Below are 26,113 nucleotides of genomic sequence, written 5' to 3' on the forward strand. Positions count from 1 at the left end.
CCATCACTCGATTCGTGCAAACTTGAACGAAGATGGACCGTTTGTGAGGTGTGCTGTTGCTCACCAGTTACCCGTCACCCACCCCTACGGGGGGAACCTGCGCCTCTCCCCGTCACTTCACCACACTGACGCACGCGCTTGCTCCATGGCGTGATGGACCGTTAGGACTATCTGGGCAAACCTGACGATGGTTTTTGCCAGAATTCAACAACTCGGCTCGCCCGACCGCCACAATGGCCGGATGGACGCACGTCAGGCTGAACTGCTCGCCAAGGCCGACGCCCACGAGCTGGGTCGTCGGCTTCGCTCGATCCGTGTTGCCCGTGGGCTCACTCAGGGCGAGGTGGTCGGCGACACGATGTCGGTTGCCTATCTCTCCCGCCTCGAGACCGGCGCTCGCAAGCCGACGGTGAAGGCGCTCAGCGCTCTCGCCGCGCGACTCGACGTGACGATCGATGCACTGCTCGCAGTAGAGCCGGGTCAGGATCCTGACGAGGTGCGGCTGGCGCTCGACTACGCCGAGCTGGCCCTCGAGTCGGGAGAACCTGCCGAAGCCGCCCAGCACCTCGACGCAGCCCTGAGCCGGGTAGGCGATGTGGCCGGGACCGGCCTGCGTGAGCGCGCCAAGCTACTGCACGCTCGCTCACTGGAGGCCGCCGGCCAGGAGGACGAGGCCATCATCGAGCTCGAGATGCTCCTGGACGACAGCACCGTAAGCGAGGTCAGCCGCATCAAGGCCGGCATCGCCCTCAGCCGCATCCACCGGGAGACCGGCGACCTGGGCCGAGCGATCACCTGCGGTGAGGAGGTGCTGTCACAGCTGCGCACCGCTGGCCTCGAGGCGAGCGACGAKGCCGTCCAGCTCTCCGTGACCGTCGCGGCCGCCTACTTCGAGCGTGGCGACACGGCCCACGCCGTGCGGCTCTGCAGCAAGGCCATCTCCCAGGCCGAGACCCTGGAGTCCCCGCGCGCCCGCGCTTCGGCCTACTGGAACGCGAGTGTGATGCAGGCCAACCGGGGGGACATCGCGGCCGCGGTGCCGCTCGCCGAGCGGGCACTTGCCCTCCTCAGCGAGGGCCAAGATGCGCGCAACCTCGCGCGGCTACGCACCGAAGTGGGTCGCCTGCAGCTGGAGCTCGACCCGCCTGCCGTCGACGAAGCACGTGAAAACCTGACGCAGGCGGCATCGGAGATGGAGTGGAGCAGCGCATCCCCGACCGATCGGGCATGGACGCTCCTTGGTCTGGCTCGCGCGGCGTACCTGTCCGGCGAGCTGGAGCAGGCACGTGACCTGATCGGGGAGGTCAAAGTCACGTCGGGCGGGCACGCACCCCTCGCCGAGGCGGAGGCCCTGACGTTGGCCGGCCGGACTTGTGCAGCAGAGGGCAGGATGGAGCAGGCCGCTGACTACTACCAGCAGGCCGTGTTGCGGCTGTCGGCAATCGGTGCCGACAAGGCGGCCGCTCAGTCCTGGTTCGACCTCGCGGCTTTGCTCGAGAGTGTGGACCTGGCCGAAGCCGCACGCGACGCGTACCGTCGCGCGGCGGCCTCGACAGGTCTCCGAACCCGTTCGACTGTCGCTTCGCCCGTACGCGTGTGAGGTGAGGGGGCCCCGCGGCCGCACGCTGGGTCGAGGACGACCTGTGGGATCCGCTTGAGATCAGCAGCACCACACGTTGCGCTGCTGGACGTCCTTGGGGGCTGCGGTGGCCGGGGCTGCCATGCCGGAGATGCTGACCATGACGATGGCAGTGGTGGCAACGACGAGGCGGGCGATGTTCTTCATGGGGTGACTCCTTGTGGGGTGTGGGCTGACCGAGCGACCCGGGCAAACGGGTCGCTCGCGGCGATTGTGTCAAAAATGCTGCGCGGACGCGCCGTGTCTGGCAAACTCAGTCAAGACAGATTGGCAAATGCCCCCGCCGAGACGTCTGCTCGTCAAGTGCCCCCACTTCGAGCCAAGAAGATGCGCTCCACCCCACGGAGCGCCCGGAGCCCCCCGCACCCCACGCGGGGGGCCCATTCTTTTCCCATCAGAACCGGTGCATCCCCATTAGGGTTGCGCGCATGTCCAGCACCGATGAGCTCGAGGTCGAGCGGGACGTGGTCGCCCACATCTCGGCCTTCGGGGTCGTGGTGCCGGTCCGAGCTTCTCCGGCATTGCGCGGGCCCGTGCTGGGAGCGTGGCGCGACGCGCTGACGGACGACGATCCGACCACCGGCGTGGTGGACGCCGTCGGCCCGGACGTCGCGAGCGCCCTTCACTACCTGTCCCCCGCCGTCACCACAGCCGCGATCGACGCCAGGGCGGGAGAGCTCGTCATGTTGCACGCTGCCGCCCTCGCCGACCCCGCGACGGGCCGAACCGCGGTGCTCGTCGCGGCCTCGGGCACCGGGAAGACCACCGCGTCGGTGACGTTGGGGAGGACGTTCGCCTACCTCACCGACGAGACGTCAGCCATCACCCCGGACGGAGTCGTGCTGACCTACCGCAAGCCGCTGTCCATCATCGACGGCGGGCACCTGAAGAAGCAGGTCGCCCCGTCCGAGCTCGGACTGCTCACGACTGAGCGCGAGTGCCGGCTGGCCGCCCTGATCGTGATCGAGCGGGATCCAGAGCACCAGGGCGGGCCGACCGTCGAGCCACTCGCGACCGTGGACGCCATCGCAGCCATCGCGCCCCAGTCGTCCTACCTGCCAAGCATGGACAAGCCCCTCCACCGCCTGGCCGAGCTGATTCACCTCGTGGGTGGCGCTCGACACGTGCGTTACGCCGAGTCGGCCGACCTCGGACCCGTGCTCACCCAGCTCCTGGCCGTCCCGTCGTGATCGTCAGGCGTGGCGCGCTCACCGACCACTACCTCGAGGGCGAACGCAGCGTGGTGATGGTGGACGAGAGTGTGCTCGGCCTCTCCCCGATCGCCACCACCATCCTCGAGGCCGTCCCGGAGGGGAGCTCTGTGAGCCTTCACGATGTCACCGGTCACGTCGTTGCGGCGTTCGGTCCACCTGCGGGTCCGGAGTCGGCTGAAACCCTCACTCGGCAGCAGGTGTGGGACCTGGTGGCCCACAAGGTCTTGGAGGTCGTTGACGACAAGGTAGGTCGCGACGGTTCTCCGTCCGATTCCGACCGGTGTCGCGAGCAAGACGCGTCCGACGATGACGTCGAGTCCGCGGTGGCAGCACTTCGGGATGCCCTGCGGCACATCCGATCGGACGATCTGGGGCGCTGGACAGCACCCGGGTCATTGAGCCCCCAATCACTACTTGCTGCAGCCAGACAACACCACGTCGTTCCCTATCTTGCGGCCCACATGGACCGCCTCGACCTGCCGGGGCAAGCAAGGTCGGAGGTCGAGGTTATGGCAGGCCGTCAACAGGCAGGAGCAACGATCTTGGCTGCCGATCTCGTCGTGGCACTCGAGACCCTGACCGCAGTCGGGGTGAGGGCCCTGGCGTGCAAGGGCCTGGCCCTGGCCGCGCAGGCACACGGGGACTACTTGGTTCGAGGGGCAGGCGACATCGACCTGCTCGTTCCGCCCTCGGACCTCGAGCGGGCGCACGGAGCCCTTTCAGAGGCCGGCTGGACCCCTGGTCTCGGATACCCCGTGCCTGGCTCGTCGTGGGCGTGGCGTCACCTCGCCCGTACCGGCAACGAGCTCACCCTCTCGGGACCCCACAGCGACATAGACCTCCACTGGCACCTCGCGCCCACACGTGGAACCTTTCCGGACTTCGACACCCTGTGGGCGCGCCGCACAGGCGTAGTTGTCGCAAGTCACTCGGTGCCCACGTTGTCTCGCTACGACGCGTTGGCTCACTCCGCCGGACACGCAGCGAAGGACGAATGGCGCTGGTTGCGGAGCCTGATCGATGTGCACGCACTCATGTCGGACCCCGACACGTGGCTCGGCGCCGACCGCCCACTCCGCAAGGACCAACTGCTCACGATCGGGTTGGCTGCACGCGAGTTCGGCACTCCGACTGTTGCCCCGGCGGTCGTCACCTTCGCCGAAGGACACGTTGACAAGACCTTTCTTCGCCGAGCTCGTCACGTGCAGGCTGCCACCAACGCCGAGCACCGACCGTCTGCCGTGCCTGGAATCGACTTCCTGAGCCGCTTGAGGGTCGTCGGTCTCACCGACGGCTCGCCACGGGAGGCAGCGCGACTTCTGAGCCGAAGTGCCCTGCCGCCCTGGCTGACCGCAGATCTTCAGTCACCACGGACAACCGTTGCAGCTCCCCAGGCGTTGGCCAGGCGCGCCAGGGAAGTGGGGAGGAAGTGGTGGCAGAAGCGCTCAGCGCTGCTCGGTGTACCCAGCGGTGAGCGTTCCGATGACCCGGTTCGGAGATCCGGCTGAGAGGATCAACGATGCCGTGCCGTTGCCGTTGCTGGTACGCGTGAACCTGGCCGTCACCGTGATGGACCCGTTGGCGTCGAGCGTGCCGTACATACGAGACATCGCGCCGGTGTCCGACCACGTGGTTTCCCCACAAGTCACGGTCAGGTCCGAGACAGCCGAGACCCCAGAGAAGTCGGCCTTCAGATTGGTCAGCGGAGCCGAGCCAGCAATGATGGTGAAGGTCCAGGTCACGTAGTGCGTGCTCTGGTCCTTCGAGCTCCGGTATGCCGCGCTGTTGGAGAAGGTGGCTGTGCCGGTCGAAGCCGCTGCGATGTTCGGCGTCGCTACGACAACCGTGACCGCTGATGCGGACCACGCTGCCCCACGCAGCGCGGTCCGACGGGTGATGCCGCTCTCGTTCGAGCGTGACTGACTGGTGAGCTGATCGCTCATTGTGGTGCCCCCACCTTGAAGTTGTGAGTGGTCGCCCCCGACCACTGCCGGTCAGCGTCTGCCGTCCGGGTTGATCGAAGGCTATAGATCACAATCTCGAGTTCCGTGGCGTTTTACTCGAATGAGGGTTTCCTCGATGAATGTTGTACTTCCCCACGGGCCACCCCATTCGCCGGACGACTCCTCCGCGGGCACCTACTCTTCTCAAGACGTCCGAAAGTAAAGGGGATCCGGTGGAGCTCGCCGACTACCTGCGCATCTTGCGCAACCACTGGATCGCCGTGACGGCGTTCATCCTCGTGGCCGCGCTGGCCGCCTTTGGGTGGAGCAGCATCCAGCCCAAGGTCTACGCCGCGAGCTCGTCGGGCTTCGTCACCTCCGGTGGCGGTGGCGACCCCGGCCTCGACAGCCTCAACGACTCGCTGTCCAAGTCGCGCGCGGCGTCGTACGTCGTGCTGGCGAAGGACCGCGAGACCGCGTCGATCGTCATCGACGACCTCGGGCTCGACACCTCGCCCGAGGGCCTGGTCGGCAGCATCGACGCCGCCCAGACGCCCGACACGGTCGTCATCTCGATCACCGCCCGCGCCGGCACGCCCGAGGAGGCGCAGCAGCTCGCCGACGCATGGGTGGGCGCGCTCGCGGAGCGGGTCAAGAGCATCGAGGCGGGCAAGTCCAGCGGCAGCCAGGGCATGCGCATCGAGGTGTCGGAGTCGGCACAGCTCCCGACGAGCCCGGTGTCTCCGCAGGTCGAGCGCAACGTGCTCCTCGGCGCCGTGCTCGGCGCCCTGCTCGGGCTCGGCTACGCCGTCGTCCGCAGCCTGCTCGACCGTCGCATCCGCTCGGCGGAGGACATCGAGCGTGACACCGGCGTCCCGGTCGTCGGCTCGGTGCCGGATATCGGCAAGACGCCCGGCATCTTCGTCGGCACCAGCACCGGCAACGCCGCCCTCGCCGCGGAGGGCGTACGCCGCCTGCGCACCAACCTGTCCTACATGGACGTCGACAACCCGCCGCGCGCGATCGTCGTCACCAGTCCGAAGCAGGGCGACGGCAAGTCGACCGTCGCGGCCAACCTCGCCGCCGCCATCGCCGGCTCCGGGCAGGCCGTGACCCTGGTCGACGCCGACCTGCGGCGACCGACCGTCGCGTCCGCGGCCGGGGTCGACGACACGGTCGGCCTCACCGACGTGCTGTCCGGCCGACTCGAGCTGGCCGACGCCCTCCAGTCGCACCCGACCATCGAGGGCCTCAGCGTGCTCACCTCGGGCTCGCGGCCGCCCAACCCCAGCGAGATCCTGGGGTCGCAGGCCATGCGCGGCGTCATCGCGGACCTGACCGCCAAGGGAATGCTGATCATCGACGCCCCTCCCCTGCTGCCGGTGACCGACGCCGCCGTCGTCGCGCACGCCGCAGACGGTGCCTTCATCGTTGTCTCGGCCGGTCGGACGCTCGACACGGAGCTCGACAACGCCCTGGGCCACCTGCGCACGGTCAACGCCCGTCCGCTCGGCATCATCCTCAACCGGGTCTCGAAGCGGACCGTCGGCGCCGGCAACTACGGCCACTACGGCTACGGCACCGACGACTACGTCGAGGGCACGTCGGGACGGCGCAAGAACCGACGCTGACCCGGGAGAGGTCGAAGGTCTGCACCAGCGGACCAGACCGCTCGCCGACCAGATCAAGGTTTGCCGCACGTTCCGTGCAGCCCGGTGGCAACGGGCTGAAGTCGACCTACGCTCGCCGAACCAGCCCGTGGGGGCGCTGGTTCGTCGAAACGTGGGGGTACACCGTGTCCGATCAGGGAAGCATGGGGTCGACCGTGCTCAGCAGGCGGGCAGCCGTCCGGGGAGCCGTGTGGGCGATCCCCGCGGTCACCGTCGCGACGACGGCTCCGGCCTTCGCCAACACCTCGGGCGGGATGGCGCTGACCGGCTTCACAGCGGTGTACGCAGCCCCGGACCGGCTCGTCATCTCCGGGACGGTCGTCGCCGGTGCCATGGCCCAGGCAGGCACGCTGACCTTCACCGTCGAGCCCAACCTGGTCGGTTCGGTCGCCGTCGTCGCGGGTGCGACAGGGGTCGTGGTGCCGACGTCGGGCGGCGGCTTCTCCATCACCTACCCCGTCACGCCCGGGTCGTTCACCACGACCCTCGACCTCGGTGAGGACGACCTCGCCGGACAGTTCCGCGGCTACCGGGGTGACGAGACCGTCCTCCTCGCGGACGTCGAGCCGTCGGTGTCCGACCCGGAGCCCGTTCCGGTGGCCCACCTGCCCTTCTCAGAGCTCGAGCCGGTCAGTGCGTCGGCCGCGTGGACGTCGTACACCGCGGTGCGCGTGGAGGCGACCGGGGTGCGGCTGACGACGGACCCCCAACCCTCCGTGGGACGGCTCCGGGTCACCGTCAGCATTCCTGCGGCCACCTACGCCAACGCCAACCCGCCGGCCGTGTCCGACCTGGCACCCGGCTGGATGGCGGACCCGAGCCGCGCGCCCTTCGAGGCAGCCGGCGGCTGGGTCATGCGTTTCGTCACCGGGCAGGAGGCGCACACGTCGCTGACGGGGGTGGCAGCGCATCGTGGCCCCGGCGCCTTCGGCGTGACACTGACCCACGACAGCACGGGCTTCTTCGTCCCCGGCCGGTTCCCGATCGACGTCACCACGGACGAGACCGCGTTCGGCTGGGGTGAGAGCTCGTCCAAGGTGCTCGACCAGGACATCCGGGTCGACCTCGGCCCCCGCCCGGCTCCGCCGGAGGGCTGACGGCCCTCCTCAGCGGGGCAGCAGCACGCAGACGCTGGTGCCCTCGCCGAGCGCGCTCTCCAACGACACCACGCCGCCGTGGGCCTCGACGATGCTGCGCACGATCGTGAGGCCCAGGCCGGTGCCGGGCACGTGGAGCCGGCGGGCGTTCTCGCCTCGGTAGAAGCGGCCGAACACCTGCTCGACGTCGGCGGGCTCGATGCCGGTGCCCTCGTCGGTGACCGTCAGCACCACGTGTTCCTCGCGCATCGCCAGGTCGACCGTCACGAAGCAGCCCTCGCGGCTGTAGGCGATCGCGTTGTCCAGCAGGTTGTCGAAGACCTGTCGCAGGCGCATGCCGTCGGCGACGGCCGGCAGCGCGTCCGGCACCCGGCTGACGATCCGCACGCCCCTGCCGTCGGCGTCGAGCGACGCCGCGTCGACCGCCTCGCACAGGATCACGGCGAGGTCGACCCGGTAGGGGTCCACCAGCGGCGAGCCGGCCGAGACGCGGGTGGTGAAGAGCAGGTCGGCGACCAGGTGCGAGAGCCGGAGCATGTTGCGGCGGGCCGCGGTCACCTGCTGGTGGCCCTCGGCGCTGACGTCGGTCGACTCGTCGAGCAGCTCGAGGTAGGCCAGCGCCGCCGTGAGCGGCGTACGGAGCTCGTGGGAGATCGTCGAGACGAACTCGTCCTTGACGCCCATCGCGCGCACCAGGTCGGTGACGTCGTGGTAGGCCAGGACGGCGCCTGCCAGCTCCCCCGTGCGGTCGAGGACACGGCGCGCGGAGACCGACAGGGCCCGGCGCGAGTGGGGGTCCTCGCCCACCCACAGGCGTAGGTCGTCGAACTCCTCGCCGGACGCGGCCCGCACCGACGGCATGTCGTCGCGCGCCAGCGGCTGCTGGTCGAGGTCGTAGGCGAAGCCGGTCTGCCCGGCCTGGCCGAGGTGACCCTCGGGGAAGGCGAGCTCGAGGAACTCCCGGTGCCGGCCGTTGGTGGCGAGGTAGTGGCCGGTGGCGTCGATCTGCAGCAGTCCGACCGCGACGCCCTCGAAGATCGCCTGGGCCGTACGACGCTCCGCATCTGCGGCGGCCTCCGCCGCGTCGAGCCGCTCGACGAAGGCCTGGCGCTCGCTGAGGTCGACGATCTGGGAGATGAAGTGGATCGGGGTGCCCAACGGGTCGCGCAGCAGCGCGACGGACAGGTCGCCGACCAGGATGCTGCCGTCGGCGCGGAGGTAGCGCTTGGTGATCCGGTAGGAGCTGATCTCCCCGGCCAGCGTCTGCTCGAACAGGCGCAGGTCGGCGTCGAGGTCGTCGGGGTGGGTGATGTCCTGGAAGGACTTCGTGATCAGCACGTCGGCCTCGTGGCCGAGCATCTCGCACAGCGCGACGTTGGCCGTCATGAAGCCGCCCGTCGGGGACACGATCGCCATCCCGACCGGCGAGTGCTCCATCGTCAGGCGCCAGAGCTCGTCGGTCTCGAGTGCGGGCGCGGGCGCGATCTCAGCGACCATCACCCACCTACCCTCCACGTCACAGCCCGCATGCGGCGCACAGCCCGAGGTGCCACGGTAGGACGGGTGCGAGCCCGCCGCTCCGAGTGTGGGGGAACAGTGGCGAAAATGAGAGGAACGCCCCGCACTGCGCGTGCAGGACGTCCCTCCGGTGGTCTGGACCAGGCGCGGGTCCGCGCGGGTCAGGCGGTGACGAGCACCTGCACCTCGGCGACCGAGCCCGTCGCGGCGACGACGCGGGTGTCGACCGGCTGGGCCTTCGGCGCCAGCGTCCGCAGGGTCCACTCGCCGTCGCCGGCGAAGAAGCGGAAGTGCCCCGTCGCGGACGTCGGCACCTCGGCGGTGAACTCGCCGCTGCGGTCGAGCAGCCGGACGTAGGCGTTGGCGACGGGCTCGTCACCGCTGCGCAGCACCTGGCCCTGGATCACGGCTTCCTTGGCGACGTTGACGCCGTCGAGCGACAGGCCGCCCTCCTTGGCTCCGCACATGTCAGGCCTCCCCGGGCTCGTCGCCGAGGGCGACCGGGACGCCGACGAGCGAGCCGTACTCGGTCCAGGAGCCGTCGTAGTTCTTGACGTTCTTGCGGCCGAGGAGCTCGGTCAGCACGAACCACGTCAGCGAGGAGCGCTCGCCGATGCGGCACAGCGCGATCGTGTCCTTGTCGGTGTCGAAGCCGACCTCGTCGTAGAGCGCGGTGAGCTCCTCGTCGGACTTGAAGGTGCCGTCGTCGTTGGCGTTCTTGCTCCACGGCACGTTGACCGACGTCGGGATGTGGCCGGCGCGCTGGGCCTGCTCCTGCGGGAGGTGGGCCGGGGCGAGCAGCCGGCCGGCGTACTCGTCGGGGCTGCGCACGTCGACGAGGTTCTGCGTGCCGATCGCGGCGACGACCTCGTCGCGGAAGGCGCGGATCGAGGGGTCCTGCTCCTGCGCGGTGTACGACGCCGTCGCGCGGGTCGGGAGCTCGTCGGTCAGCTCACGCGAGTCGAGCTCCCACTTCTTGCGGCCGCCGTCAAGGAGCTTGACGTCCTGGTGGCCGTAGAGCTTGAAGTACCAGTAGGCGTAGGCGGCGAACCAGTTGTTGTTGCCGCCGTAGAGCACGACGGTGTCGTCGTTGGAGACACCGCGCTCGGACAGCAGGGCCTCGAACTGCTCCTTGTTGACGAAGTCGCGGCGGACCTGGTCCTGGAGGTCGGTCGTCCAGTCGAGCTTGATGGCTCCCCGGATGTGGCCCTTGTCGTAGGCGGTCGTGTCCTCGTCGACCTCGATGAGGACGACGCCGTCGGTGTCGAGGTTGTCCTCGACCCACTGGGCGGTGACGAGCGAGTTCTCGCGGCTCATGGTTGGTGTGCTCCTTGTTGGTGGTGACAGTCGGGGTCAGACGGTGGCGATGAAGCGGCGGACGAGCAGGTAGACCTCGCATCCCAGGCAGAAGGCGAAGACGGCGTTGAGGAGGGCGGCGACGAGCGCGAGGCCGACCGCCACCTGGGCGACGACGGTGGCGCCGGCCGCAAAGGCGAGCAGCCCGACGAGCGCGAACGCGAGGCCCACGGCCTGGGCGAAGCGCGGCGGCTCGGGGGCCTCCCACTCGGTGGGCGGCGCCAGGCGCGGGCGGACGAGCGTGCGGAACAGCCAGGCGTGCGGCGTCGCCTGCACCCCGCGCACCGCACCCACGGCGAACAGCACCGCCTGCACGGCGAGCAGCGCGACGGCGTACGGCGTGGGGAGCAGCAGCACGGCCACCAGGACGACGGCGGTCAGGGCGGCGGCGAGCTGCGGGCCGCGGGGGTCGATCGCACCCTCGGGACGGAGGGCGGCGCCGGGACCCTGGGCAGGTCGGGGCTTGGCGGTGGTGGTCATGTCTCTCCTGAGGTCGGTCGGCACGGCAGGGGCCGGGCACGCCGGGGCAGGGCCCGGCATGCGGGTCCCACCGACCGAGCACGGTCCGGCGACGTCAGGCCGGACGGGGGCTCAGGTGAGCGGTGGGACCGCTACGACATTCGACACAGCGCCGAGCGCACGCGGCAGTGGTCCACTGCGCGGCGCTTGGTGAGCATGGTCGAGGACATGACGACGACCCTAGGCGCTCCCACCATCTCGACCCCGCTCTGTCTCACCATGTGACCCACGCATCCATATCCTGAGATCACACGCGTGCCAGCGCGCTCAGGACCTGGTCGCGCGTGGGCGCCCCGGTCGCGCGGGTCACCTCAGCGCCGGCGGCATCGAGCACGATCGTGGTGGGCGTGCGGAGGATGCCGAGCGTCCGCGTCGCCTCGAGGTGCTCCTCGGCGTCGATCTCCACGTGGGTGACGCCGTCGACGAGACCGGTCACCTCGCCCAGCACCCGGCGGGTCGCGCGGCACGGGGCGCAGAACGCGCTGGAGAACTGCAGCAACGTCGCCCGCTCCCCCAGCTGCTGGCCCGCAGCGGCGACAAGATCGGCGCCGGGCCTCGTGACGGGCACGTCGTCCACCCCGAGGTCGGGCGCCGCGGGAGGGCGTACGACGTCGGTGCCGCGGAAGCGACCGTCCGTCGCGAGCCGCCACAGCCCGAACGCCAGCGCCAGCACGACGGCGGCGACGACGATCCAGGCTCCGGTGGTCACATCCGCCCAACGACGGTGCGCGACGGATTTGTTCCTGCGCGCCCGCCCAGCCGGAAATGGAGCGAGGCCCCGGGACGGATCCCGGGGCCTCGCGTGGTGGAGCAGTGGTGCAGGAGGTCAGCGCTTCTTCTTGACCTTGACGGTCTTCGCAACCGTGGCGTCTCCGTACTTGCCGCCCTTGAGGTCGACCTCGAAGACGAGCTTGTTCTTGCCCGTGATCAGCTTCTTGAGGGTGACGGTGGCCTTGCCGTTGCGGAGCTTGGCCGTGCCCACCTTCTTGTAGACCGGGGCGCCGAACTCGTCCTCGCGCACGATCTTCTGGACGACGACCTTGCCCTTGAACTTCTTGGCCTTGACCTTCTTGTCCTTCACGACGACCGAGGCCTTGGTGCCGTTGACCGAGATCTTGACCTTCGGCTTCTTGGCGATCTTCTGGGTGGTCGCCATCGCGGTGCCGGTGATGCCGTCGTTGGTGGCGGTCACCCGCAGGGTGATGCGCTTGCCCTTGTAGTTCTTCGTGACCTTGAGCGTGCGGCCCTGCCCGACGACGACGTCGTCGACCAGCCACGCGTACTGGTAGGTCGTGCCGCCGTCGAGCGTCCAGTACCCCGTGGTCGCGCGGATCTTGCCGCGAAGGTAGGGGTTGCCCTTGATCTCGGGCTCGCGCAGCGCGCGCATGCCCTCCTCGAGGGTGGCGTCGACACCCGAGACGGTCTTGCCGCTCGTGACGGTGATGATCTCCGCGTTGGCGAAGTTGGTGTTGTCGTACCACTCGGGGCCGAAGAACTTGTCGTCGAAGCTTCCGTCGAGGAACAGCACCTTGTACTTGCCCGGCTTGAGGGCGGTCGCGTTGAACGTGCCGTCGTCCTCGATCGAGCCGTAGGCGTAGCTGCCCTGGGTCACGGGCCCGTCATTGGCCTCCATCATCTGCACCGAGACACCGTCGATCGACAGCGGGGACGCAGCGGACACGGTGCCGGAGATGCCACCGGTGAGCGGCAGCACGACGTTGACGCCGGCAGCCGGCACGGGCGCCGGGTCGGCCACGGCAAAGGACTGCGCCCCGCCGTACCAGCGGCTCATGCGGTAGTACTGGCCGTCCTCGCGCTCGAGCTCGTCCTCGACCTCGATCTTGTACTCGGTCTCCGAGGAACCGGTCGACGCGGGGTCGAGGTCGTCGAAGGCGTACTGGCCGGCGCGGTTGGTGATGGCGACCGTCTGCTGACGCTCGTCGCGCGCCTTGAGCGGCGTGCTCCATGCGGTCACGCGAGCACCGATGACCGGAGCTCCGGCGGAGTCGGTGACCGTACCGCTCATGTCGATCGTGGCCGGGTCGACGGCGAAGGACGGGTCGTCGGCCAGGGCCGCGTCGACTCCGGCGACGGTGGCGCCGCCGTTGAGCACCAGCTCGGTGGCAGAGGCCTGGTCGGCCTTGTCGGCGAACCACTCACCGAGGAACTGCCCGACGGGGTCGCTGAACCGGATCTTGTAGACGCCCTCCTGGGCACCGTTGATCCTGAAGACGCCGTTGGCGTCGGTGAGGTCGGTGTAGGACGCGAAGGTGTTGCTGCCCTGGTAGGCCTGGACCCGCACCCGCTCGAGCGCGGTGCCCGCGGTGTTGGTGAGGCGGCCGGTCAGGACGCCGCCGCGGCTGACGCCGATGTCGCCGAGCGCCAGAGGCGTCGCGCCGAGGGTGATCGCGTCGGCGGTCTCCTCGGTGGTCTTGTCGGTGTACCACTCGGACGCGTAGCCGGCGGGGTCGATCTCGAGCTTGTAGGAGCCGGCGAGCGGGGCGCCGACACGGAAGGTGCCGTCGCGCTCGATGCGGGCCGAGGACACGTAGGAGCCGCCGGCGTGCAGGCTGACCGATCCGCTGCGGACCGGGCGACCCGCGGAGTTCACCACGCGGCCGGTGGCCGTGGGTGCCGTGGCGAGGACGATCGGCGCGAGGGCGGTCGGCCCCGTCACCGCGACCGCGTCGGCGGAAGCGAGGTCGGGCTTGTCGACGTAGAACTCCGGCGCGAGCGTGCCGTCGATGCTCTGGAACTCGAACTTGTAGGTGCCCGGCTCGAGCGGCAGGTTCATCCGGCCGTCGGCGACGTACTGGCCGTCCTCGTAGAAGTATCTGCCGTCGCTCTGGCCGAGGTAGGCGGTGACGTACCCCTCGACCGGGTTGCCCGCGGCGTCGGTGACCGTGGTGGTCACCCCGACCGGGGCTGCGTGGGCCGGCGCTGCCAGCCCGATCGTGAAGCCGGCAAGCGCCGTCGCGGCGGCGGCGCCACCTGCGACGAGGCGCGCAAAGGCTCCCCCGTTTGTGCTCATCATGCTTGTGTCCCCCTTGGACTCATGTCGGCACACACGTGCACGACACGCAGGCCATCCCCCGTAGGAGGCCTGTCGAGGGCAGTTCTATCGCATATCTGTGACCTTGTGCTCAACCACCGGCAAATGGGGGCAACAGCTCGACGACGTCGCCGGGGCGTACGACGACGGACTCCGGGTCCTGCGTGCGGACCGGCCGGTCGCCGAGGAGCACCGAGCAGACGCCGACCGTGCGGGCCATCTGCTCACCGGGATGCCGCTCGAGGACACGCGCGACGACGTCGGCGAGGCTCAGCTCGTCCTCCGTCCCGTCCGTCTCCCAGACATCCTCCGCGGTCCCGGCCGCGGCCCGGGCGCCCGCCCAGTAGCGCACGGTGATCGCTGTCTCACGACTCCGGTGCGCGTCCGTCGGGTGGCTCATGCGGGATATCCTTCCTCATCCCCGGCTGACGCACCGGCTGACGCCCCGGCTGATCCCCCGCACGAGGAGGGCCCCCGCGATGAGCGCACTGCTGCTGCTCACGAGCGCCCTGCAGCCCTCCGCCGAGGTGCTCCCCGGGCTCGCGCTGCTGTCGCACACCGTGAAGATCGTCCCGGCCCAGGGCAGCGCGCTGCTCGACGCGCCCGAGTCCGACCTCGTCCTCGTCGACGGGCGCCAGGACCTCGCCGCCGCCCGCGACCTGTGCCGGCTGATCCGCACCACCGGCACCGACGCCCCGGTCCTGCTCATCGTCACCGAGGGCGGCCTCGCCGTCGTCGCCCACGACTGGGGCATGGACGACGTCGTCCTCCACACCTGCGGCCCGGCCGAGCTCGACGCCCGGATCCGCCTCGCGATCGGCCGCGCGAGCGCCGCCGCCCCCGACGACCCGGCCGCCCACGTGATCCATCGCGGCGAGGTCGTCGTCGACGACGCCACCTACACCGCCCGCATCGGCGGCCGGCCCCTCGACCTGACTTACAAGGAGTTCGAGCTCCTGAAGTACCTCGCCCAGCACCCGGGCCGCGTCTTCAGCCGCGAGCAGCTCCTCCAGGAGGTCTGGGGCTACGACTACTTCGGGGGCACCCGCACCGTCGACGTCCACGTCCGGCGCCTCCGTGCCAAGCTCGGCACCGAGCACGAGCACCACATCGGCACCGTCCGCAACGTCGGCTACCGCTTCGTCGTGCCCACCCGCGACCCCGCCCCGGAGACCGCGCCCTCCTCGACGTCCTCCTGACCCCGGCCCGACCTGCCCGCTCGCGATATCTGAGGACGCCGTGGTCGTGATCTGCCCCGATTTCCGACCACCACGTCCTCAGATAACCCGCTAGGGCGCCGCTAGGGTCGAGCGCATGCAGGCCCCCGCCCCAGAGACAGTCGCGCAGATCGCCGACGAGGCCGCGGCCGCCGACGGGGCCGACCCGCTCGACGAGGCGGCCCGCATCGCCCTCGCCGACGGCGCCGCGACCGTCATCGCGGAGGACGACGCCTTCGCCCTCCTGCATGCCGGCGACCTGTCACTCGTCGTCCGCCCGACGGCCCGCGGCCGCGGCCTCGGGTCCGCGCTGCTCACGCGCGCCGAGTCGTCGTACGGCACCGGGCTGACGGCGTGGTCGCACGGCAACCACCCGGCCGCCGCCAGGCTCGCCGCCCGCCACGGGTGGGAGCGGGTGCGCGACCTCTGGGTGATGCGGCGGCCGACCTCGCACCCCCTGCCCGCCCTCGAGGTGCCCGACGGGGTGACGGTCCGGTCCTACCGCGACTCCGACGCCGCCGACGTGGTCGCGGTCAACGCGGCCGCCTTCGCCGACCACCCCGAGCAGGGCGCGATGGACCTCGACAACCTCGCCCGGCGGATGGCGGAGCCGTGGTTCGACCCGGCCGGGCTGCTCGTCGCGGAGGACGACTCGGGGATGCTCGGCTTCCACTGGACCAAGCAGCACGACGCCCGCCTCGGCGAGGTGTACGTCGTCGGCGTCGCGCCGGCCGCGCAGGGCCGCGGGCTCGGCAAGGTGCTCACCCTGGCCGGGCTGCACCACCTCGCCGGCCTCGGCGTGGACGAGGTGCTGCTCTACGTCGAGTCCGACAACGCCCCCGCCGTCGCGGTCTACTCCCGCCTCGGGTTCGGGCACGCCGACGCGGACACCCACGTGCAGTACCGCCGCCCCTGATCGGGCACGCCCGCTGCGTCATACGAACCCGCACCCATGGGTGCCGATCGGTATGACGCTCAGCTCGCGCGAGCCCCCAGCGTCATACGAAGGCGCACCTGTACGTGCCGCTCCGTATGACGCAGCCGCGTCAGCGGAGGGGGCGGACGTGCAGGCCGACCTCGGGGTCGACGACGACCTCCTGCGCGGCGGGCATCTCGTCGACCGTCAGGGCTGCGTCGACCGGCACGTTGCGCTTGACCAGCGCGAGAGCGATCGGGCCGAGCTCGTGGTGGCGGGCGCTGGAGCCGACGAAGCCGACGTCACGACCGTCGTACGACACCGGGGAGCCGACGGGCGGCAGGCGGTTCTCCGACCCGTCGAGGTGCAGCAGCACCAGCCGGCGGGGCGGACGACCGAGCGTGTGGACCCGCGCGACGGTCTCCTGGCCGCGGTAGCAGCCCTTGTCGAGGTGCACCGCGGCGCCGATCCAGCCGACCTCGTTGGGGATGGTGCGGTGGTCGGTGTCGAGGCCGAGCCGCGGCTCGCCGCGCTCGATGCGCAGCGCCTCGAAGGCCCAGAGCCCGCAGGCCGGCCCGGCCGCTTCGGCGTACGCCTCGAGGCGGTCGCGGGGCACGAGGTCATAACGACCAGCCCGTGGTGACGAGCCGTCCCCCGGGCGCCACATCACGGCGACGTCGTCGACGAGGGAGACCTCGACGCGGGTCATGAACTTCATCCGCTCGAGCCACTCCGCCAGCGCGGCGCCCGCGCCCGGCTCGGTGTGGGCGGTGAACGCCTCGCCGTCGTCGACGCCGGTGAAGGCGTGCTCGACGTGGCCCTGCGGGCTCAGCACGAGCGCCTGGGTCCAGGTGCCGGGGGCGAGGCCGTCGAAGTACTGCGTGGTCAGGTTGTGGAGCCACGACAGCCGCTCGGGTCCGGAGATGCGTACGACGTCGCGGTGCGAGAGGTCGACGAACCCGTCACCGCGCGCGAGGCTGCGCTGCTCGGTGTTGAAGGAGCCGTAGTGGGCGGCGACCGGGGCGTCGATCCCGTCGCCCGCGACGGCACCGGGCAGGGCGAGGAGCGGGGACTGCATGCCGACGAGCCTACGCCGTGGCCCGAGACACCGGCCGTCGCGAGCGCAGTCAGGCGTGCGTGATGGCAAGGCGGAGGAGTGGAGACGTGACGGAGTCACGGCGACCGACGACAACGCAGCCAGCGCGTGCGTCTGACTGCGCGCAGCAGGCTGGGGACGAGGGGCGCGGCGTTCAAGCCGCGCCCACTCCCGGCCCCAGCGGCGACGAGGGGTCGAGCGGGGCGGGCGGCTCGTCGAGGGGCTCCGGCTCGGGGTGGCGCCGCCCGAGCTGGTCGCGGAGCCAGAAGGCGACGTGACCGGCGCCGGCCAGCGTCGCGACGCCGATGACCAGGAAGATCCACCGCCAGTCGACGACGGTCACCAGCGCGGCACCGAGGGCGAGCGAGACCGCGCTCGGCACCGTCATCACGACCTCGGCGGCCGTCGAGACGCGACCCATCAGCCGCTGCGGCGTACGACGCTGCAGCAGCGTCATGTAGGCGACGACCAGCAGCGGGAGCGAGACGCCGAAGACCACGATGCTCACCAGCACGCCCGCCATCACCGGCGACGCCGCGATGCCCAGGGCACTGATCCCGAGCAGCACCAGCCCGAGCACGCTCGTCGCGACCTCACCGAGGCGTCGTACGCACCGGGCGGAGGCGATGCCGCCGACGACCGCGCCGATGCCCTGCACCGACACGATCACGCTGACGTAGGTGGCGGGGCGGTCGAAGTGGTCGGTCAGCGCGAAGATCGCCGACTCCGTGAAGCCGAGGACGAGCATCGACAGGCCGAACCCGATGAGGAGGTGGCCGAGCACCCGGTCGTGCACGAGGTGGCGCAGGCCGTCGGTGAGCTGGTTCCAGTAGGCGGCCTGCTCGTGCTCGGGGGTCTCCTCCTCGACCCGGATCGTCGAGATGATGGCCGCCGCGACGAGGAACGACGCGGCGTCGACGAGCGCGACTGCCCAGCCGCCGAGCCAGGCGAAGAGCGCGGCGCCGAGCAGCGGGCCGAAGAGCCGGTAGGACTCCTTGACGGTCTGGATGCTGGAGTTGGCGTCGACGAGCATCCGCTCGGGCATCAGCTCCTTGAGCAGGCCGTTGAGGCCGGCGGGCAGGACGACGAAGCTGACGCCGTAGAGCCCGGCGACCGTCCAGATGATCCAGACGTCGCCGGCGTCGCGGACCAGCAGCAGCGGCAGGACCGCGACGGCCGACAGGATGTTGCCCCAGACCAGCATCGGCTTGCGCTTGATCCGGTCGAGCCAGACGCCGACGAACGGCGCGAAGATCGCCGGGATGCACATGAAGAAGAACGTGAAGCCGGCCATCGCGCTCGAGCCGGTGAGGGTCTTCACCCAGATGCTCAGCACCAGCAGCATGATCGAGTCGCCGAGCATCGACGTCGTCAGGCCGGCGAAGAGCCGCGTGAAGCCGGGCTGGGCGAAGGCCGCCCTCATCGCTCGATCTCCACGGCCGCGCCCCAGGCGACGATCTCGCACAGCCGGGCGCCCTCGGGCCGCTCGCCCGCGCCGAGGCGGTCGTCGTACGTGCCCGCGACCTCGGCCAGCCGGTCGGTCAGGTCGGCCAGCTCCTCGGGCGTGAGCCACGCGACGTGCTGGGTCAGCCCGGCGCTGTCGCGCCAGCCCGGATCCGTCTCGCGCTCGCTCGCGCCGAGGAACCGGTCGACCCACCGCTCGAGCAGCATCCGGCTCAACGCCTGCCCGGCGCGCAGCTCGTCACGGCCGACGTCGTCGTCCTCGGCCCACGACATCCCGATGTGCTGCATCTGCCACGGCCGCTGGCGTCCCGTGCCGCCGGCAGCCTCCTCGATGAAGTCGTGCTCGGCGAGCTTGCGCAGGTGCCACGAGCAGTTGGCCGGCGTCTCGTCGAGCTGGTCGGCGAGCTCGGTGGCGGTCATCGGGCCGTGGACCGACAGCAGCTCGATGATCCCCATCCGGACCGGGTGGGCGACGGCGGCGAGGGCGCGCGGGTCGCGGAGGCGGCGGGGGTTGGGCATCTGTCGAAAGTACTCTTTCGAAAGAGTCCTTGCAATAGGGGGGCGATCCCCGGACATCCGGGGAACTCCCCGCTTGTCGGCCGAAATCTCAGCCGACAAGCGGGAACATCGGCCGCAAAGTCCGGCGTGAGTCGCTCAGAGACTCACGGTCCCAGCAGCCCGAACATCGGCCGCAAAGTCCGACCTGAGTCGCTCAGAGACTCAAGATCCAGCGGCAGCCGAGCAGTCGGCGCAGGTGCCGAAGATCGCGAGGTGGCCGACGTCGACGGAGAAACCGTCCTCCCCCAGCGCCGCGACGAGCGACGCCACGATCGCGGGGTCGTACGAGCTCACGGAGCCGCAGCCGCGGCACACGACGTGGATGTGCTCGTGCTCGCGGGTCGAGTGGTACGTCGGCGCGCGGTCGCTGAGGTGCGTGTGGCGCACCAGCCCGAGCTCCTCGAGCACCTCGAGCGTGCGGTAGACGGTGGAGGCGTTGACCGAGCTCACCTGGCCGCGCACGTGGGCCAGCACCTCGTCGGGGGTGGCGTGGCGCAGCTCCTCGACGGCCCGCAGGATCAGCTCGCGCTGCGGGGTGAGCCGCAGCCCCTGCTCCCRCAGCCGCGCCGCCAGGTCGTCGCTCATGACCCGCTTGTCCGGGCTCCCCGCGGCGCTCGTCCGGCGGAGCGCAGCGGAGGAGAAGGACGTCGTGGGGTGTTCATTCAGGCTCGCTGGAGGCGCGCCCAGGTGTGGGGCTGGAGCTCCTGGCCCACGGCCGCCATGTCGTAGGCGTAGAGCAGGTCACCCTCGACGTTGCCGTACATCCGGGAGCCGGCCGTGACCTCCTTCGCCGTCTCGGTGAAGGAGACGCCGGCGGTGTGCATCTCGACCTTGCCGCCGTCGGCCGCGCCGTACCAGATCTCCGAGAAGCCGATGTTGTGCGAGAGCAGGAACTCGACCTTCCCGGGCTCGGGGCAGCGCAGGAAGCCGGTCTCCATGGCGGCGTCGCGGACGAACTCGCCCTCCTCGTCGACGATCCACGCGCGCGACATGTAGTGGAAGAACGGTCGGCCGTCGTGGGTGAAGATCAGCTCCTGGCCGAACTGGAACGACTCGATCGTCGGGTAGGTCCCGTGGCCGTTGCCGCGCCAGGTGCCGAGCAGCCACGCGACGGGGCCGCAGTTGGGGTGCAGGTTGTCCGGCAGCTCGAAAGGCATGGGCCCGACTCTAGTCTGGGCGCATGCCTCGCTCACTGGTCGTCAAGGTCACCTGCGGCGCCGAGGAGCCCGAGCGCCTCAACCAGGGCTTCACCGTCGCCGCCGCCGCGGCGGCGTCCGGCGCCGAGGTCTCGCTGTGGCTGACCGGCGACGCCGCCTGGTTCGGCGTACCGGGTCGCGCCGAGGAGTTCGAGCTCGAGCTCGCGACGCCGCTCGACCAGCTGATCGCAGCCGTCCTCACGAGCGGGACGATCACCGTCTGCTCGCAGTGCGCGGCGCGACGCGGCATCGTCGCCGGCGACCTCCGCGAGGGCGTCACGATCGCCGGCGCGGCCGTCTTCGCCGAGCAGGTCCTGGGCGAGGGCGTCCAGGCGTTGGTCTACTGAGACGGAGGTCATCCGACGTTCACCTTCCGGTGCCACACTGAGTGACATGTCCGACCCGGCCACCCTCACCAGCGCTGTCTCCCCGTCGGTGGACGAAGGGCCGGTCGCCGAGCCCTTCGGGCACCCCACCGACACCTTCGACGTCGAGCCGCCCTACCAGCCCGACGCCGAGGCCATCGCGGGTGTCGAGAAATACGAGGACCGCTTCATCGACCGGGAGATCTCCTGGGTCCGCTTCAACCAGCGGGTCCTCGAGCTCGCCGAGGACCCGACCCTCCCGCTGCTGGAGCGGGCGCGCTTCCTCGCGATCTTCGCCAGCAACCTCGACGAGTTCTTCATGGTCCGCGTCGCCGGCCTCAAGCGACGCATCGCCGCCGGGGTCGCCGTGCGGGCGGCCAGCGGACTGATGCCGCGCGAGCAGCTGGAGACGCTGTGGGCCGAGGGCCGCGCGCTGATGGAGCGGCACGCGCGGGCGCTGGTCGAGCTGCTGCCCGAGCTGGGCGGGCACGGCATCGAGATCGTCCGGTGGGCCGAGCTCGACCGCGAGGAGCAGAAGATCTGCAAGAAGCTCTTCAAGGACCGGATCTTCCCGGTCCTCACCCCCCTGGCCGTCGACCCCGCCCACCCGTTCCCCTACATCTCCGGGCTGTCGCTCAACCTCGCGGTCGTCGTACGCCACCCGGAGACCGGCACCGAGCACTTCGCGCGGGTCAAGGTGCCACCCACGTTCGGCCGCTTCGTCGGGGTCGGCAACCAGCGGTTCGTGCCGATCGAGGACGTCATCGGCGAGCACCTCAAGAAGCTCTTCACCGGCATGGACGTGCTGGCCTCCCACACCTTCCGGGTCACCCGCAACGAGGACCTCGAGGTGGAGGAGGACGACGCGGAGAACCTCCTCAAGGCGCTCGAGAAGGAGCTTCAGCGGCGCCGCTTCGGCCCGCCGGTGCGGCTCGAGGTCGAGGAGTCGATGGACCCCAAGGTGCTCGAGCTGCTGGTGTCCGAGCTGGGCGTCGGGCGCGACGAGGTCGTCTCGCTGCCCGGCCCGCTCGACCTCACCGGGCTCCACTCGATCGCCGAACTGCCGCGCGACGACCTCAAGTACGCCGCCTTCCTCCCGTCGACGCACCCGAGCCTGGCGGAAGTCGAGTCGTCGTCGCCGGTCGACGTCTTCGACTCCGTGTCACGCCACGACGTGCTGCTGCACCACCCCTACGACTCCTTCGCCACGTCAGTGCAGCGCTTCCTCGAGCAGGCCGCCGCCGACCCGCACGTGCTGGCGATCAAGCAGACGCTCTACCGCACCTCCGGCGACAGCCCGATCATCGAGGCGCTCATCGACGCCGCCGAGGCCGGCAAGCAGGTCCTGGTGATCGTGGAGATCAAGGCCCGCTTCGACGAGCAGGCCAACATCCGCTGGGCACGCAAGCTCGAGCAGGCCGGCTGCCACGTCGTCTACGGCCTCGTCGGGCTCAAGACCCACTGCAAGCTGTCGATGGTCGTGCGCGACGAGCCCGAGGGCATCCGCCGCTACGTCCACCTCGGCACCGGCAACTACAACCCGAAGACCGCCCGGCTCTACGAGGACCTCGGCCTGCTGACGGCCAACCCCGAGATCGGCGAGGACGTCGCGCTGCTCTTCAACAACCTCTCGGGCGTCAGTCGCAACCGCACCTACGACCACCTCCTCGTCGCGCCCCACAGCGTGCGCGAGGGCCTGATCGCCCAGATCCACCAAGAGATCGCCCACCACCAGGCCGGCCGGCCCGCAGGGATCCGGATCAAGGCGAACTCGGTGGTCGACGAGGCGGTGATCGACGCGCTCTACCTCGCCTCGCAGGAGGGCGTACGCATCGAGCTGCTCATCCGCGGCATCTGCGCGATGCGACCCGGCGTACAAGGGCTGTCCGAGACCGTCCGGGTGCGCTCGATCCTGGGCCGCTTCCTGGAGCACAGCCGGATCTTCTGGTTCGACAACGGCGGCGACCCGGCCGCGTGGATCGGGTCGGCCGACATGATGCACCGCAACCTCGACCGCCGCGTGGAGGTGCTCGTACGACTGCGCGACCCGCACGTCGTCGCGGAGGTCGGGGCGCTCCTCGACCTGGCGCTCGACCCACGGACGACGGCGTGGGAGCTGGGGTCGGACGCCGAGTGGCGGATGCACCGCGGCGAGCGGCACCTGCAGGACGAGCTGATCGTCCGCCAGCGCGTACGCCGCCGCTGAGCGCCGCGTCACACAGGGACCCGAACGGGGCCCCGGTTTTGCGTCAGGGGACCGATCACCCCCTACCATGAACCACGGTTCATCCGCCCCCCGTTCGGAGTTCACCGTGCGTTTGAAGTTCCGCCCTGTCGACAGCTCGTTCTACGACCTCTTCGCCGAGGCTGCCAACCACCTCGTCGTCGGATCCCAGCTCCTCAGCGAGATGCTGTCGGCCGGCAACTCCAAGGCAGAGATCGCCCAGCGCATGCGCGAGGCCGAGCACGCTGCCGACGAGACGACCCACTCGATCATCCGACGGGTGAACAGCACGTTCGTCACGCCGTTCGACCGCGAGGACATCTACTCCCTCGCCTCGGCCCTCGACGACGTCATGGACATGATGGACGAGGCCGTCGACCTGGTCCTCCTCTACGAGGTGACCTGGCTGCCGCCGGAGACCACGCAGCAGGTCGAGGTGCTGCAGCGGTGCGCGGAGCTCACGGCCGCCGCGATGCCGTCGCTGGAGTCGATGGGCTCGTTGGACGAGTACTGGATCGAGGTCAACCGCCTCGAGAACACCGGTGACAAGTCCTACCGCCGCATCCTGGCCAACCTCTTCAGCGGTGAGCACGAGGCCCTCGAGGTCCTGAAGCTCAAGGACATCGTGGAGTCCCTCGAGGGGGCGATCGACGCGTTCGAGAAGGTCGCCAACATCGTGGAGCAGATCGCGGTCAAGGAGTCCTGATCCTGATGCACGCCATCACCTCGTCCTCGCGCGCCCGGAGCATCGCCTGATGGAGCTCGGGATCATCATCGCGGTCGTCGTCGTCGCCCTCGTGTTCGACTACACCAACGGCTTCCACGACGCGGCCAACGCGATCGCGACGTCCGTCTCGACGGGCGCCCTCAAGCCACGCGTGGCCCTGGCCATGGCGGCGGTCATGAACTTCGTGGGCGCGTTCCTGGGCCAGAAGGTCGCCCAGACCGTGTCCGAGGTCATCGACCCGGGAAGCGGCAGCCACGGCCTCGTCATCGTGATGTGTGGGCTGCTCGGCGCCATCACCTGGAACCTGATCACCTGGTGGCTCGGCCTTCCCTCCTCCTCCTCACAGGCCCTGATCGGCGGCCTCGTCGGCGCCGCGGTCGCCGCTGGGGCCACCGCCAACTGGACGGTGGTGGTCGACAAGGTCGTCCTCCCGATGCTGATCTCGCCGGTCGTCGCCTTCACCCTTGGATTCGCCGTGATGCTGGGGATCATGTGGGCATTCCGCCGCGCCAACCCGGGCCGCGCCAACCGCGGCTTCAAGTTGGCGCAGACCTTCTCGGCGGCCGCGATGGCCCTCGGCCACGGGCTCCAGGACGCGCAGAAGACGATGGGCGTGATCTTCCTGGCGCTACTCACCGGTGGCTACGTCGCCGCCTCCGACCCGCTCCCGCTGTGGGTCATCTTCGTGTCGGCGTCCGCGATCTCGCTGGGCACGTGGTCGGGCGGGTGGCGCATCATGCGCACCCTGGGTCGACGCATCATCCACCTCGACCCGGCCCGCGGCTTCGCTGCCGAGTCGGTGGCGTCGGGGGTGCTCTACTCCACGGCCTACATCTTCGAGGCGCCGATCTCGACCACCCACACCATCACCTCCGCCGTCATGGGCGTGGGCGCGACCAAGCGCCTCTCCGCCGTCCGGTGGGGTGTGGCACGGTCGATCCTGATCGCCTGGGTGCTCACCTTCCCGGCAGCCGCCTCCGTTGCCGCGATCTGCTACTGGATCGCCCGCGTCTTCCTCCCCTGACCGCTTTCCTTTCGGCCCCGGCCGATATCTGAGGACGCGGCGTACGTTCCGACCGGCGAATTCCGTTCACCACGTCCTCAGATATCTCGAGCCGGGCCGTCAGGCGGCCCGCTGGCGATGAGCCAGCAGCCGCGCCCGGTCATACGTCGAGAGTGCGCGGCGCGCGTCCACCGTGGTCGTGTCCCGCCACCAGGCCGGCGTCTGCAGCGTCCACGCGCGATCCGAGCCCGGCTGTCGCTCGGCGCGTACGTACGCCTCGCGCAGGCGCAGCCGGAACGGGCCCTGATCGACGAGGTCGCCCGCCATCATGGTCGCGCCCTCGAGTCCGAGCCGCCGGTAGGCCGCCTCCTTGGCCACGTCGTTGTGGCGCACCGAACCGGCGAGGTGCAGCCCGCCGTCGTACATCCCGTAGACCCCTGCGGCGGGATCGATGGCGTCCGGCGTGCCCACGAAGCGCCCGTGCCGGTCGAAGACGGGGACGTTCGTCAGCAGGCGTGGCCCGTGCATCTCCTCGTGCCAGGCCAGCCGCATCACGGGCTCCATGGGCGACCACGCATTCTCGTCGAGCAGCGGCAGCACGCGCCGTAGGCGTTCGACGCCTCGACGTGCCACGAGGTCGGTGTCCAGGAAGGCTGCGAGCTCCCGGATGGAGACCAGGTCGCTGAAGGCGGCCATGTCGAATGCCGCCACCGCGGCCTCGTCGTCGCGTGCACGTCGCATCTCGAACGCGACGCTCCACAGCGGGTGGGTGACGCGCACGCCGCCGGAGCGCAGGACGTACCGAGGCGCGATGACCTCCTGCGACACGTCCAGACCATCGTGCGAACGCATGCGGTGACCACTGCTGACCGCGACCGGGACAGGGAGCAGGTCGCCACCGCGTCCCATCCCGCCGAACCAGACACCTCCGAGCCACGAGAGCCCCGCCCATCCCGTCACGCCCCCGTAGCCCGGCAGCTGTGCCGCCGCCTCGACGACGCGTTGCGCCGGGTCGCCCGGGTCGATGGCGGAAGGGACCCACAAGTTGAAGCCCGCGCGACGCCACGCTCCGGAGCGGGTTGCCCAGGCGTTCGGACCTTCTACGCCTTGCCGGTCCCGGCGCGCCGGCCACCACACTCCGGGTCGCAGCCCTTCGCGCGGGCCGATCCCGCGCGCGGGCCAGGCACCCGCAGTCCATCGGTCCGAGTCCACACCTGCATCGTGCTGCGAACGAGACCCCGCCCGCTCGGCTCATCCACAGGACGCGAGATAGCTGAGGACGCGGCGGTCGGCCAACGGCCGAATTGCATCCACGGCGTCCTCAGATATCCGGGCGGGG

26 protein-coding genes are annotated in these 26,113 nt (G+C 70.3%); 11 read left to right on the forward strand and 15 right to left on the reverse strand.

Translation table 11 applies throughout. The features are described from left to right. Positions 1 to 241 precede the first annotated feature (241 nt). Positions 242 to 1,600, forward strand: a complete 1,359-nt coding sequence (locus AC1DP1_RS19270) for a helix-turn-helix domain-containing protein (RefSeq protein ID WP_477508209.1) — start codon at positions 242 to 244, stop codon at positions 1,598 to 1,600. A 60-nt stretch (positions 1,601 to 1,660) separates the two neighbouring features. Here AC1DP1_RS19270 and AC1DP1_RS19275 read toward each other — a convergent pair whose 3' ends face one another. Then, a complete protein-coding gene (locus tag AC1DP1_RS19275; protein ID WP_477508210.1) occupies positions 1,661 to 1,786 on the reverse strand; it encodes a hypothetical protein in 126 nt (41 codons plus the stop codon). Positions 1,787 to 2,067: 281 nt separating this feature from the next. On the opposite strand from AC1DP1_RS19275, the gene AC1DP1_RS19280 reads away from it, so the two are divergent. After that, positions 2,068 to 2,829, forward strand: coding sequence for a hypothetical protein (locus tag AC1DP1_RS19280; RefSeq protein WP_477508211.1), 762 nt, complete (start codon positions 2,068 to 2,070; stop codon positions 2,827 to 2,829). Further along, positions 2,826 to 4,361: a nucleotidyltransferase family protein gene (locus AC1DP1_RS19285; protein WP_477508212.1), complete on the forward strand. Its 1,536-nt coding sequence runs from the start codon at positions 2,826 to 2,828 to the stop codon at positions 4,359 to 4,361. Before AC1DP1_RS19280 ends, AC1DP1_RS19285 begins: the two co-directional genes overlap by 4 nt. Here AC1DP1_RS19285 and AC1DP1_RS19290 read toward each other — a convergent pair. Beyond that, positions 4,299 to 4,796 (reverse strand): hypothetical protein, encoded by a 498-nt coding sequence (locus AC1DP1_RS19290; protein ID WP_477508213.1) that lies wholly within the window; start codon positions 4,794 to 4,796, stop codon positions 4,299 to 4,301. The two genes, AC1DP1_RS19285 and AC1DP1_RS19290, sit on opposite strands and share 63 nt — an antisense overlap. Before the next feature lie 233 nt (positions 4,797 to 5,029). Between AC1DP1_RS19290 and AC1DP1_RS19295 the strand changes: the two genes are divergently transcribed. Next, entirely contained in the window at positions 5,030 to 6,427 is a 1,398-nt protein-coding gene (locus AC1DP1_RS19295; RefSeq protein WP_477508214.1) for a tyrosine-protein kinase domain-containing protein, read from the forward strand. A gap of 164 nt (positions 6,428 to 6,591) precedes the next feature. Beyond that, positions 6,592 to 7,563 (forward strand): hypothetical protein, encoded by a 972-nt coding sequence (locus AC1DP1_RS19300; RefSeq protein WP_477508215.1) that lies wholly within the window; start codon positions 6,592 to 6,594, stop codon positions 7,561 to 7,563. A 9-nt stretch (positions 7,564 to 7,572) separates the two neighbouring features. Here the strand turns inward: AC1DP1_RS19300 and AC1DP1_RS19305 are convergent, their stop codons facing one another. The 7 genes from AC1DP1_RS19305 to AC1DP1_RS19335 form a co-directional block, all read right to left on the reverse strand. Beyond that, positions 7,573 to 9,060 carry a sensor histidine kinase gene (locus tag AC1DP1_RS19305; RefSeq protein WP_477508253.1) on the reverse strand — a complete coding sequence of 496 codons (1,488 nt, stop codon included), beginning with the start codon at positions 9,058 to 9,060 and terminating at the stop codon, positions 7,573 to 7,575. Between the two features lie 182 nt (positions 9,061 to 9,242). Continuing rightward, positions 9,243 to 9,548, reverse strand: a complete 306-nt coding sequence (locus AC1DP1_RS19310) for a DUF1416 domain-containing protein (RefSeq protein WP_457191251.1) — start codon at positions 9,546 to 9,548, stop codon at positions 9,243 to 9,245. Between the two features lies 1 nt (position 9,549). Beyond that, on the reverse strand, positions 9,550 to 10,398 hold the full coding sequence (locus AC1DP1_RS19315; protein ID WP_477508216.1) for a sulfurtransferase: 849 nt from the start codon (positions 10,396 to 10,398) through the stop codon (positions 9,550 to 9,552). Positions 10,399 to 10,434: 36 nt separating this feature from the next. Further along, entirely contained in the window at positions 10,435 to 10,917 is a 483-nt protein-coding gene (locus AC1DP1_RS19320) for a DUF4395 domain-containing protein (RefSeq protein WP_477508217.1), read from the reverse strand. 286 nt (positions 10,918 to 11,203) lie between these two features. Next, positions 11,204 to 11,665 (reverse strand): TlpA family protein disulfide reductase, encoded by a 462-nt coding sequence (locus tag AC1DP1_RS19325; RefSeq protein ID WP_477508218.1) that lies wholly within the window; start codon positions 11,663 to 11,665, stop codon positions 11,204 to 11,206. A 117-nt stretch (positions 11,666 to 11,782) separates the two neighbouring features. Continuing rightward, on the reverse strand, positions 11,783 to 13,987 hold the full coding sequence (locus tag AC1DP1_RS19330) for a carboxypeptidase-like regulatory domain-containing protein (RefSeq protein WP_477508219.1): 2,205 nt from the start codon (positions 13,985 to 13,987) through the stop codon (positions 11,783 to 11,785). 112 nt (positions 13,988 to 14,099) lie between these two features. Continuing rightward, a complete protein-coding gene (locus AC1DP1_RS19335) occupies positions 14,100 to 14,408 on the reverse strand; it encodes a MoaD/ThiS family protein (RefSeq protein ID WP_477508220.1) in 309 nt (102 codons plus the stop codon). A gap of 79 nt (positions 14,409 to 14,487) precedes the next feature. Between AC1DP1_RS19335 and AC1DP1_RS19340 the strand changes: the two genes are divergently transcribed. Both AC1DP1_RS19340 and mshD read left to right on the forward strand, forming a co-directional pair. After that, complete coding sequence (locus AC1DP1_RS19340) at positions 14,488 to 15,207, forward strand: winged helix-turn-helix transcriptional regulator (protein WP_191193337.1); 720 nt, start codon at positions 14,488 to 14,490, stop codon at positions 15,205 to 15,207. Between the two features lie 115 nt (positions 15,208 to 15,322). Continuing rightward, positions 15,323 to 16,141: a mycothiol synthase gene (gene mshD / locus AC1DP1_RS19345; protein WP_477508221.1), complete on the forward strand. Its 819-nt coding sequence runs from the start codon at positions 15,323 to 15,325 to the stop codon at positions 16,139 to 16,141. 130 nt (positions 16,142 to 16,271) lie between these two features. Here the strand turns inward: mshD and ygfZ are convergent, their stop codons facing one another. From ygfZ to AC1DP1_RS19370, 5 genes are all read right to left on the reverse strand, one after another. Beyond that, positions 16,272 to 17,219, reverse strand: coding sequence for a CAF17-like 4Fe-4S cluster assembly/insertion protein YgfZ (gene ygfZ / locus AC1DP1_RS19350; protein WP_477508222.1), 948 nt, complete (start codon positions 17,217 to 17,219; stop codon positions 16,272 to 16,274). Positions 17,220 to 17,391: 172 nt separating this feature from the next. Continuing rightward, entirely contained in the window at positions 17,392 to 18,660 is a 1,269-nt protein-coding gene (locus tag AC1DP1_RS19355) for an MFS transporter (protein ID WP_477508223.1), read from the reverse strand. Continuing rightward, the gene (locus AC1DP1_RS19360) at positions 18,657 to 19,220 is read right to left on the reverse strand and encodes a winged helix-turn-helix domain-containing protein (RefSeq protein WP_477508224.1); all 564 of its coding nucleotides are present in this window, start codon (positions 19,218 to 19,220) and stop codon (positions 18,657 to 18,659) included. The genes AC1DP1_RS19355 and AC1DP1_RS19360 overlap by 4 nt, the downstream gene beginning before the upstream one ends. A 201-nt stretch (positions 19,221 to 19,421) precedes the next feature. After that, on the reverse strand, positions 19,422 to 19,844 hold the full coding sequence (locus AC1DP1_RS19365; RefSeq protein ID WP_477508225.1) for a Fur family transcriptional regulator: 423 nt from the start codon (positions 19,842 to 19,844) through the stop codon (positions 19,422 to 19,424). Positions 19,845 to 19,921: 77 nt separating this feature from the next. Continuing rightward, on the reverse strand, positions 19,922 to 20,416 hold the full coding sequence (locus AC1DP1_RS19370) for a heme-binding beta-barrel domain-containing protein (protein WP_457191229.1): 495 nt from the start codon (positions 20,414 to 20,416) through the stop codon (positions 19,922 to 19,924). 23 nt (positions 20,417 to 20,439) lie between these two features. Between AC1DP1_RS19370 and AC1DP1_RS19375 the strand changes: the two genes are divergently transcribed. The 4 genes from AC1DP1_RS19375 (at position 20,440) to AC1DP1_RS19390 (ending at position 24,795) form a co-directional block, all read left to right on the forward strand. Continuing rightward, on the forward strand, positions 20,440 to 20,802 hold the full coding sequence (locus AC1DP1_RS19375) for a DsrE family protein (RefSeq protein WP_191193344.1): 363 nt from the start codon (positions 20,440 to 20,442) through the stop codon (positions 20,800 to 20,802). 46 nt (positions 20,803 to 20,848) lie between these two features. After that, positions 20,849 to 23,026, forward strand: coding sequence for an RNA degradosome polyphosphate kinase (locus tag AC1DP1_RS19380; protein ID WP_477508226.1), 2,178 nt, complete (start codon positions 20,849 to 20,851; stop codon positions 23,024 to 23,026). A 106-nt stretch (positions 23,027 to 23,132) separates the two neighbouring features. Then, positions 23,133 to 23,750 carry a DUF47 domain-containing protein gene (locus tag AC1DP1_RS19385; protein ID WP_477508227.1) on the forward strand — a complete coding sequence of 206 codons (618 nt, stop codon included), beginning with the start codon at positions 23,133 to 23,135 and terminating at the stop codon, positions 23,748 to 23,750. 49 nt (positions 23,751 to 23,799) lie between these two features. Beyond that, a complete protein-coding gene (locus AC1DP1_RS19390; protein WP_477508228.1) occupies positions 23,800 to 24,795 on the forward strand; it encodes an inorganic phosphate transporter in 996 nt (331 codons plus the stop codon). 99 nt (positions 24,796 to 24,894) lie between these two features. On the opposite strand, the gene AC1DP1_RS19395 is transcribed toward AC1DP1_RS19390, so the two are convergent. Then, a complete protein-coding gene (locus AC1DP1_RS19395) occupies positions 24,895 to 25,818 on the reverse strand; it encodes a hypothetical protein (protein WP_477508229.1) in 924 nt (307 codons plus the stop codon). Between the last annotated feature and the right edge of the window lie 295 nt (positions 25,819 to 26,113).

It is taken from the genome of Nocardioides sp. P4_G10 (assembly GCF_056401175.1).